Origin of the sequence: Streptomyces sp. NPDC056883, assembly GCF_042788835.1 — a bacterium.
Taxonomy (GTDB): Bacteria; Actinomycetota; Actinomycetes; order Streptomycetales; family Streptomycetaceae; genus Streptomyces; species Streptomyces stoeckheimensis.
In genome coordinates, this window is record NZ_JBHUBS010000001.1 from 171,990 (window position 1) to 180,255 (window position 8,266).

The following is an 8,266-nucleotide window of genomic DNA, read 5'->3' on the forward strand; positions in this document are numbered from 1 at the left end:
TCTTTCTCTCTCCCCCCTCCCTCCCCCCTCCCTTCCCCCCCTTTCTCCCCTTCTTTTTGTCTTCCCCTCTCTCCGCTCCCCCCCCCCCACGGCGCGAGGTTCAGAGCAGCCGGGCGGCGTGCGCGAGGAGTTCCTCGTAGACCTCCGGCCGGTCCCCGTCGATCACGGGGAAGCCCTGTCCGAAGTCGCCGTTCACCCAGTGCGCCTCGATACCGGGGTTGGCCATGTCGGTGCCGTCGTGGAGGAACACGTGCGGGCTGCAGTTGACCCGTCCCTCGCGCGCCGACTCGTACTGGGCGGTCACGGCGGCCCGCGCCGAGCCGGTGTCCAGGGCGTTCGCGAGCTCGTCCACCTCGACGGCGCCCGTCGCGGCGGCCACCTCCAGGATGACGTGGCGCATCGAAATGCAGCGGCCCTCCGCCCAGAAGGCGCGGCGCAGTGCGCGGTCGAGCCGCTCACTGGCCTCCAGCGACTGGGACTTGGCCGCGTGCACCGCTTCGAGCGCGGGCAGGGTGGTGACCGGGTAGGTCCAGTCGGGCCCCTGCCACAGCCGCCAGCCCGCCTCCGGTTCGAGCGCGCCGAGCACCGAGATCTCGGAGTCGACGCCGGGCCGGGCGTTGACCTCCCGGTTGAACAGCTCCAGGGGGAAGGCCCGGAAGTCGAACCAGATCCGGCCCTCCAGACCCAGCGTGCGCCGGGTCTCGTGCAGCCGGTGGACGGCCACGTGGGCGAAGGAGCAGTTCAGATCGGTGTAGACGCTGATGGTGTCGGGCGTCGCCGGCAGCCGCGGGTCCGCAACCCCGCTGCTCATCGGTCCGGTGGTGGCCGTCGCGGTCGTCGTGGTCACAGGGTTCAGCCTTCCTGTTCGGGCCGGGTGCTGTGCGAGAAGCGGGCCACGGTGACGTCCCCGGAGACGACCGAGCCCTCCCAGCCGTAGACCTGTCCGAAGGATCCGGATCCGGTGTCCGCCGGGTGCCGCCGGGAGAAGGTGAGCGCGATCCGGTCGCCCGGCCGCACCGGCACGGCGTCCCGGACCGGCAGGTAGGCGTGCTTCCAGCTGTCCGAGGTCGTACGGGCCTGCGGATCCTCGGCCGCGACCTCGTCGCCGGAGATGTCCAGGGCCACGGTGTCCGAGAGGGTGGCCACGAAATAGCCCTTGAAGCCGGTGAACAGCCCCGCCCGCTGGACGGTGTACACGAGCGGAACCTCGTACGAGGTCTCCTGCGCGCCGTGCGTCCCCTCGAAGGCGTACCGGCGCACGAGCCGCGGCGCCGAGAGCTGGCCGCCGACCGGGATGATCGCGTCGTAGTAGAGGTCGAAGGCGTCCCGCGCGCCGCGCCCCTTCAGCAGCTCGGCGAACTCAGCCGGGCTCCCGGCGTCCTGCGGCGCGCCGTCGCGCACCGCGCCGTGCGCCGCCTCCGCGGTGACCGGTACGAGATAGCTCTCCACGGCCACCGGGAGCATCGCGCCGCCCGGCCGCAGGAAACGGCTGCGGGCGTCGTCGAGGATCGCGACGCAGTTCTCGTTGTCGGCGAGGTTGCCCATGATCTCGGAGATGATCAGGTCCACCCGCTCGGGCAGCTCGATGTCGAAGGAGAACCCGCGCAGCGGATGGAAACGGTCCCCGAACCCGGCCTCGGTGAGCCGGCGCGTCGCGGTCCGCAGGATCTTCTCGTTGAGGTCGATGCCGTAGACCCGGGCCGCTCCCGCCTCCAGCGCCCACTGGGCCAGGATGCCGGTACCGGTGCCCAGGTCGAGGACGGTGGCGCCCGGCCGCACCGCCTCGGTGACGGCCGCCCTGTACGCGGCCATGCGCAGCCGGTCGCCGAGCATGAGGTCGTGGAAGCCGTCGTCCCATTCGAGGAGCCGCTCGGAGGCCGGCAGCCAGACGTCCTGCGGCGCGTACAGCTGCCCGAGCACGCCCGCATGGTGCACCGTCAGCGGCTCCGCCGCCGCGCCGGACACCGGGCAGCCGGTGGCGAGGTCGAAGCCGGTGCCGTGCAGCGGGCAGGTGATGCGCAGGGTGCGCGGATTGACGTGCCCGTGCACGAGCCGGCCGAGCCGGTGCGTACAGGCGGCGTCGATCACGAACTCCCGGCCCGCGACGCGGACCCGCACCCGGTCGCCCGGCAGCTCTTCCAGGACGGCGTCGCTCATGCCACCTCCCGCGCACGCGCGACGGCGGCGTCGAAGGCGCCCCCGATCAGCCCGGACAGCAGCTGCGCACCGACCCAGAGCTTCGTCGCGTCGAGCCCGCGCGCCGCCTCGTACTCCTTGATCGCGGTCTGCATCTCCCGCATGTGGAAGGTGTCGATGTGCAGGTGCTCGGTGTAGTACCGGCCCTGCACGATCCCGAGCCGGGCGCAGGCGCGGGCCTGCACGGTGAAGGCGTCGGGGATGCTCGCCTCCAGGTAGGCGAGGGCGCCGAGGAAGTACTCGACGTGCGCGGCGCGCTGGGTGAGCCAGTAGAAGACGTTGAGGAAGGCGTACGTCTCGTCGGAGGTGGTGTCGACGAAGCTCTCCAGCTCCTGGGGGAGCCCCAGTTCGGCGAGCAGGTCGAGGTAGAGCTTGGAGTGGGTCTGCTGGAGGTTGCCGCAGCCGAACTCGTCGATGAGCACCCGCATCACGGCCATCTGCGCGCGGAGGGGGAGTCGGGGTATCGCCGGGAAGAAGTTCTGTGCCTCGGTCAGTCCGTCGAGGGCGAACTCCCTGACGACGTGGGCGAACTGTCCCCGGGTGGCCTTCTCGGCGAGGAAGCTTCCGGCCGCGCTGCCCTCGCGTTCGAGGGCGAGCAGTCCGTCGAGGCGTTCCTTCCACTCCGCGCGGCCGGCGAGCGGCGGCGTGCGGTCGGCGAGGTCCTCGACCAGGGGCTCGATCCAGGCCGCCTCCAGGTCCTCGATCAGGGCGAGGTCCGTGGAGTTGTGGAGGGAGCGGTTGAGGAGGAACAGCCGCTTGAGGGGGCTGTCGGTGGGCTTCGGTGTCACGTTGAGCACGGGACCTCCCGGTCGGTCTCGATCACGGCGCGCCGCAGCAGTTCGGTCTTCAGCGAGCGGTACCAGTCGTCCCGGTCCAGGCCGTACCGGGCGCAGGCGGCGTGCAGCTGCGCCGCCCGCTCCTCGCCTCGGTCGGTCAACAGGGCCTTGCAGAGCTCCGGTTCGACGTTGCCGAGTGCGACGACCCATCCGTCGACGGGTCCGGAATCCAACAGGAGGTGTTCGAGCCCCTGGACCACGGGCACGCCCGGGCCGGCGGCGAGCAGGGCCCGGGTGAACTCGGGGTCCCCGGCGGAGTCCTTGACCCCGGCCACCCCCGGCAGCGCGCACACGCGCAGCAGGGTGCCGAGTTCGAGGCCGTTCCCGGAGACGGCCGACTCGTGGTAGACGATCACGGGCAGTCCGGCTCCGGCCACGGCCTCGAAGTGGCGGTACATCTCCTCCTGCGTCACGTCCACCCCGTACGGGGTGGTGACCACGACCGCGGCGGCGCCGAGTCCGCCCGCGCCGCGGGCGAGGGCGAGGGCCGCGGCCGTGGTGGGCCGCAGGATGCCGGCGAGGACCGGTAAGCCGTCGGCGTACCGGACGGCGGCGGTCACAGTGTCCCGCCACTGCCGGTCCGACAGGGAGCCCCCCTCGCCGGTGCTCAGTGCGGGCAACAGGGCGTCCGCATAAGGCCGTACGGTCGCGATCAGGCGGGCCGTGCTCTTCTCGTCGATCTCTCCCGCCGCGTCGACCGGGGTGACGAGCGCGGTGGTCATTCCGGTGATCATCGGTCCTCCGTCACAGGGCTTCGGCCGGCACGCGCAGGGCGAGGGACTGCTGGTAGAGGCTTTCCAGCGGCTCGGGGAAGACGGCTTCCGGCCCGTCGGCGCCGGCCACGGCGCGCAGCGCGAACCCGGTCGTGGCCGCGAGGCGCGGGCTGGCCGTGTGCAGCAGCCCCTCGCGGCCCTGGACCATGCCCAGGAGCAGTCGTTCGTGCACGGGAAGGGACCGGGGCAGCTCCGCGTCGGTGGCGCGCAGGACGTCGGCCTCCTCGTAGCCGAGCCGCCGGATGTCCATGACCGTGTGCAGGTTGTCCATGAACGGGTAGTAGGCGTCCTGGAGTTCGCGGGAGAAGCCCCAGATGATGTCGTCGCAGCGGCCCACCTGCTCCAGGCTCATGACGATGCTGCCGTCGAGCCGCTCCACGAAGAAGGCCTTGCATGCGCGGCGCACGTCCTCGTCCTCGCTGTTCATGCCGAGGAAGAGCGCGGCGTCGGCGTACTCGTCGGAGTACGCGTCGGGGGCGGTCGTGTCAGACGGCATGGCGGTCGAGCACCTCGCGCATCCGGGCCATGGCGTCGGAGAACACCTTCGGGTCGCGCGCGAGGGCGAAGCGGACGAAGGCCTCGCCGCGGTCGGGCTGGCTCCAGTAGAAGAACCGGCCGGGCAGGACGTACACCTCGGCCTCGGCCAGGAGGCGCTGCAGTTCGGTCGCGGTCAGCTCCGGGTGGTTGATGCGCGCCCAGGCGACGCTCACTCCGGCGACGGGCTCCTGGTACTCCAGGATCGTGCCGTCGATCGCCTTGCGTATCGCCTCGCGGTTCTGCGTGAGGACCTCGCGGACGGAGGCGAGCTGGTCGCGGGTGGAGTCCTGGACGTACTGGGTCAGCATGTTGAGCACGAAGGGCGAGACGTTGAGCAGCACGCTGGTGTGCAGGTTGTAGACGTCCTCGCGGATGTCGTCGCTGGCCGTGATCATGGCCGCCTTGGCGTCCTGGACGGGCCAGGTCTTGCCCGTGTCCTCGATGGCCAGGTAGGAGATGCCGGAGCTTTCGAGGAGCTCGTAGATGTCGAAGCGGGCGAGCTTCTCGTCGTAGAGCGTGAACGAGGCGAAGCAGAAGTCGATGACCAGCAGCTTGTTGTGGTCCTTGCAGAAGCGGACCACCTCTTCGAAGCCCTTGCGGCCGTGCTGGAGCAGCGTGAAGCCGGTGGGGTTGTTCGGGTCGACGAGGAACAGGGCGTCGGTGCGGACCAGGCGCTTGAGCTCCGCGTAGATCCGGTCCGGATCGTGGAGCGCCGACTCCTCGATGGGGTACATCGGTACGCCCATGTTGTTCAGGACGTCGTAGAGGTTGTCGAAACAGGGCTCGACCAGCGTGACCGACTTGCGCTGCTGCTTGAGGTACATGCCGGCGACCATCGTCGAGATCGAGGCGGCGTAGGAGAGCAGGGTCTTCTTCTTGGCCAGGGCCGTGTCCTGGCGGTGCAGGGTGAAGAAGGCCTCGATGAAGCGCTCCTCGGCCGTCGCCTGCAGCCCGCGCTCCGCCTCGTACCAGAGCTCGGGCAGCCGGGCGACGATTTCGCGCTGGCTGTCCGACTGCTGCTGGTGGGTGTGGGCGTCGGCGAGGTTGAACCTGGTGCGCAGCGCCTGGATCTCGTGCTGGGTCAGGTCCAGGAGCTGGTTGTCCGGGCTGGCGGGGCTGATGTGCGTGGTCATGCTTCCTCCGGTCGAGGGCGGGCGTGCCAGGGGGAGTGGTGCGCGCTCGGGGGCGCGCCGTGTTCGCGGTGGGCGGGATCAGCTGCCGATCGGGCTGACGGAACTCTCCGGCGGGCGGCCGGCTCCTGAAGGGAATGCAGTGCGGCGGCCCTTGAGCTGTGTCATGGTGGTCCCCGGTAACCGGACTGCGGTCCGTTTCGGCAACGACCCTGACACATCGTGTTCACGGGGGCAAGCAAACAAACGGCGATGAGCGGCAGTTGGGGGTTAGGTGTGGTCGTGGCCCACCAGACGCACGTGATGTCCGAGATGGGTACACTCGCGACAACCGACGTACCTACGAGGTCACGGACGAAGACACAGCATGACCAGCGGGTCGCCTGAAGTGACCGAACTCATCCGAAAGCCGGTCCGCGAGCGGGCGGACGCGGCGCGCAATCGCGACCGCATCCTGGTGGTCGCCGCCGAGCTCTTCGGGGAGCACGGGGTCGAGAACGTGTCCCTCGATGCCATCGCGTCACGCGCGGGCGTCGGCAAGGGAACGCTGTTCCGCCGGTTCGGAAGCAAGTCCGGGCTCGCCGTGGCCCTGCTCGACGCCCAGGAGAGCGAGCTCCAGAGCAGGATGCTGTTCGGGCCGCCGCCCCTGGGGCCCGGAGCCGACGCGAGTACGCGGATCACCGCCTTCTTCGATACGTACCTGGATCTGCTCGACGCGAACCTGGAGCTGGTCCGGCTTTCCGAGACCACCGCGCCCGGCGTTCGGTACCAGATCGGCTCCTACTGCCTGTGGCAGCGCCACCTGGCCATCCTGCTGGCCGAGGCGCGGCCGGAGCTGGACGCCCAGGGCACCTCGCACCTGCTGCTCGCCCTGGTCGATGCGGACCTCCAACAGGCCCTGCGCAACAGCGAGTTCACCCCCAGTAGGATCCGCGGAGCACTGGGCGAGATGGTGCGGCGGGTCTTGGAGGCCTGACGGTCACGCCGTCGGCGACGTGGTCCGGACGCGGGCAGGGGTGGTCCCGGCACGGCGGAGGCCGTACCGGGACCGGCAGGGCGACGCGCAGGGCGTCAGACCTCCCTGACCGCTTCGATCTCCAGCGAGAGCTCGATCTCCTTGGAGACCAGGAACCCGCCGGTTTCCAGGGCCATGTTCCAGGTCAGGCCCCAGTCCTCGCGATTGATCTTGCCGCGCGCCGAGAAGACCGTGCGGTCGTTGCCCCACGGGTCCTTGGCGTGGCCCAGGTAGTCGACGTCGAGCTCGACGCGCCGGGTGAAGCCCTTGATCGTGAGATCGCCGGCGAGCGTGCCGCTCGTACCGTTCCAGCTCACCGACGTCGAGGTGAACGTCGCCTGGGGGTGCTCGGCCACGTCGAAGAACTCGGCGGACCGCAGGTGGTCGTCCCGGGCGGTGTCCCCGCTGTTGACGCTGGCCATGTCGATCACCGCGGTGACCTTGCTGTCCTCGGGCCGCTCGCCGATGTAGACGGTGGCGTCGACGCCGGTGAACCGGCCGCGCACCTTCGTGAGCATGAAGTGCCGGCCGAGGAAGCCGACCTCGGCGTGCCCCGGGTCGACCTTCCAGTCGCCCACGGCGGGGAGTTCGACCCCGTCGACGGTGCGGGTCGGGGATGTCGCGCTACTGGTCATCGTCCGTTCCTCCTGCTCGTGTGGGGGCGCTGCGCTCAGACGCCGGACTCGGTCGGGAGGCCGCCCCCGATCCAGTCCTCCTTGCCGTCCTTGTACGTGAAGACCTTCGAGTAGCCGAGCTCCGCGAGCCGCTCGGCCGCGATCCCCGAGTTGGAGCAGGTCGTACCGGTGCAGTAGACGATGACCTCGGCGTCCTTGTCGGGCAGCAGGCCGGGGGCCAGCGTGTCGACGTCGTCGACGGGGAGGAGCAGCGCGCCCGGCAGGTGCGCCTCCTTGTAGTACTGCTCGGGCAGGGCCTCGACGACCGCGGCCTTGCCACTGTCGAGCTTCTGCTTGACCTCGTCGCGGGAGAGGTTCTGAACCGCCATGGAGACAGCCTCCGAAAATCAAGGGTCAATAAGTGCGTACGCACGCACCTTAACAAGTATGTGCGGGCGCACGCAATGGGAGTAGGATCAATGTGTGACCGGACAGGATGATCGACTCGAGGCGTGGCGGGCGATGCTCCTCGCGCACAACACCGCCGTACGCGCCATCGAGAACGATGTGCAGCGCGACGGCCGGATCCCTTTGACGTGGTACGACGTACTGCTCGAACTCAAGGCTGCCGGGAAGCACGGGCTACGCATGCAGGAGGTGGCCAACCGGGTCGTCCTCAGCCGTACCCGGGTCAGCCGCCTGATCGACGAGATGGTGCGCGCCGGCCTCGTGGACAAGCTGCCCGACCCCCACGACAAGCGGGCCTCCTGGGCCGTCATCACCCCGGCGGGGGCAGAGGCCCACCGGGCGACCGCCCCGGTCTACATGCGCAGCATCCAGAAGCACTTCTCCGCGCACCTCACCGACGAGGACGCCGCGGTGATCGCCCGTGCGCTGTTCAAGGTCGCCCAGCCCGAATCCGACATCCGGCTGGGCTGACCCTCCGTCCGGGCCGGCGTCCGGGCAGGTGGGAGTTCGGGCAGATGGGAGTCCGGGCAGGCCGGCGCGTCCACCTCGTACACCGTGCGCGCGCACTCGTACGGGCGTATTCGGGCCGGGGGCGCCCCCCCCCCCCGCCGGTCCCCCCCCCCCCCCCCCCCCCCCAAGCACCAAACCCCCCCCCCCCGGCCCCCCCCCCCCCCCCCCCCCAACCCAACCCCCCCCC

Annotated in this window: 10 protein-coding genes; 2 read left to right on the forward strand and 8 right to left on the reverse strand. The window is 70.3% G+C overall.

The features are described from left to right. Window positions 1–100: 100 nt before the first annotated feature. The 6 genes from ACFRU2_RS00775 to ACFRU2_RS00800 are packed head-to-tail and all read right to left on the reverse strand — an operon-like array spanning window position 101 to window position 5,475. Complete coding sequence (locus ACFRU2_RS00775) at window positions 101–811, reverse strand: DsbA family protein (RefSeq protein ID WP_382967790.1); 711 nt, start codon at window positions 809–811, stop codon at window positions 101–103. Window positions 812–852: 41 nt separating this feature from the next. Then, window positions 853–2,157 carry a methyltransferase domain-containing protein gene (locus tag ACFRU2_RS00780; RefSeq protein WP_382966416.1) on the reverse strand — a complete coding sequence of 435 codons (1,305 nt, stop codon included), beginning with the start codon at window positions 2,155–2,157 and terminating at the stop codon, window positions 853–855. Continuing rightward, window positions 2,154–2,993 (reverse strand): iron-containing redox enzyme family protein, encoded by an 840-nt coding sequence (locus ACFRU2_RS00785; RefSeq protein ID WP_382966417.1) that lies wholly within the window; start codon window positions 2,991–2,993, stop codon window positions 2,154–2,156. The genes ACFRU2_RS00780 and ACFRU2_RS00785 overlap by 4 nt, the downstream gene beginning before the upstream one ends. Beyond that, a complete protein-coding gene (locus ACFRU2_RS00790) occupies window positions 2,981–3,766 on the reverse strand; it encodes a dihydrodipicolinate synthase family protein (RefSeq protein ID WP_382966418.1) in 786 nt (261 codons plus the stop codon). Before ACFRU2_RS00790 ends, ACFRU2_RS00785 begins: the two co-directional genes overlap by 13 nt. A 10-nt stretch (window positions 3,767–3,776) precedes the next feature. Then, a complete protein-coding gene (locus ACFRU2_RS00795) occupies window positions 3,777–4,301 on the reverse strand; it encodes a DUF6190 family protein (protein WP_382966419.1) in 525 nt (174 codons plus the stop codon). Beyond that, window positions 4,291–5,475 carry an aminotransferase class I/II-fold pyridoxal phosphate-dependent enzyme gene (locus tag ACFRU2_RS00800; protein WP_382966420.1) on the reverse strand — a complete coding sequence of 395 codons (1,185 nt, stop codon included), beginning with the start codon at window positions 5,473–5,475 and terminating at the stop codon, window positions 4,291–4,293. Before ACFRU2_RS00800 ends, ACFRU2_RS00795 begins: the two co-directional genes overlap by 11 nt. Window positions 5,476–5,839: 364 nt before the next feature. On the opposite strand from ACFRU2_RS00800, the gene ACFRU2_RS00805 reads away from it, so the two are divergent. Continuing rightward, window positions 5,840–6,448: a TetR/AcrR family transcriptional regulator gene (locus ACFRU2_RS00805; RefSeq protein WP_382966421.1), complete on the forward strand. Its 609-nt coding sequence runs from the start codon at window positions 5,840–5,842 to the stop codon at window positions 6,446–6,448. A 95-nt stretch (window positions 6,449–6,543) separates the two neighbouring features. On the opposite strand, the gene ACFRU2_RS00810 is transcribed toward ACFRU2_RS00805, so the two are convergent. Continuing rightward, window positions 6,544–7,122 (reverse strand): YceI family protein, encoded by a 579-nt coding sequence (locus ACFRU2_RS00810; RefSeq protein ID WP_250738298.1) that lies wholly within the window; start codon window positions 7,120–7,122, stop codon window positions 6,544–6,546. Between the two features lie 35 nt (window positions 7,123–7,157). After that, a complete protein-coding gene (locus tag ACFRU2_RS00815) occupies window positions 7,158–7,490 on the reverse strand; it encodes a rhodanese-like domain-containing protein (protein WP_250738296.1) in 333 nt (110 codons plus the stop codon). Between the two features lie 94 nt (window positions 7,491–7,584). On the opposite strand from ACFRU2_RS00815, the gene ACFRU2_RS00820 reads away from it, so the two are divergent. Further along, window positions 7,585–8,040 carry a MarR family winged helix-turn-helix transcriptional regulator gene (locus ACFRU2_RS00820; RefSeq protein WP_382966422.1) on the forward strand — a complete coding sequence of 152 codons (456 nt, stop codon included), beginning with the start codon at window positions 7,585–7,587 and terminating at the stop codon, window positions 8,038–8,040. Window positions 8,041–8,266 lie beyond the last annotated feature (226 nt).

Bases quoted from the DNA above. Each gene is read 5' to 3' on its own strand.
- ACFRU2_RS00775 (WP_382967790.1), bottom strand. From the start codon at position 811: ATGAGCAGCGGGGTTGCGGACCCGCGGCTGCCGGCGACGCCCGACACC.
- ACFRU2_RS00780 (WP_382966416.1), bottom strand. From the start codon at position 2,157: ATGAGCGACGCCGTCCTGGAAGAGCTGCCGGGCGACCGGGTGCGGGTC.
- ACFRU2_RS00790 (WP_382966418.1), bottom strand. From the start codon at position 3,766: ATGATCACCGGAATGACCACCGCGCTCGTCACCCCGGTCGACGCGGCG.
- ACFRU2_RS00795 (WP_382966419.1), bottom strand. From the start codon at position 4,301: ATGCCGTCTGACACGACCGCCCCCGACGCGTACTCCGACGAGTACGCC.
- ACFRU2_RS00800 (WP_382966420.1), bottom strand. From the start codon at position 5,475: ATGACCACGCACATCAGCCCCGCCAGCCCGGACAACCAGCTCCTGGAC.
- ACFRU2_RS00805 (WP_382966421.1), top strand. From the start codon at position 5,840: ATGACCAGCGGGTCGCCTGAAGTGACCGAACTCATCCGAAAGCCGGTC.
- ACFRU2_RS00810 (WP_250738298.1), bottom strand. From the start codon at position 7,122: ATGACCAGTAGCGCGACATCCCCGACCCGCACCGTCGACGGGGTCGAA.
- ACFRU2_RS00815 (WP_250738296.1), bottom strand. From the start codon at position 7,490: ATGGCGGTTCAGAACCTCTCCCGCGACGAGGTCAAGCAGAAGCTCGAC.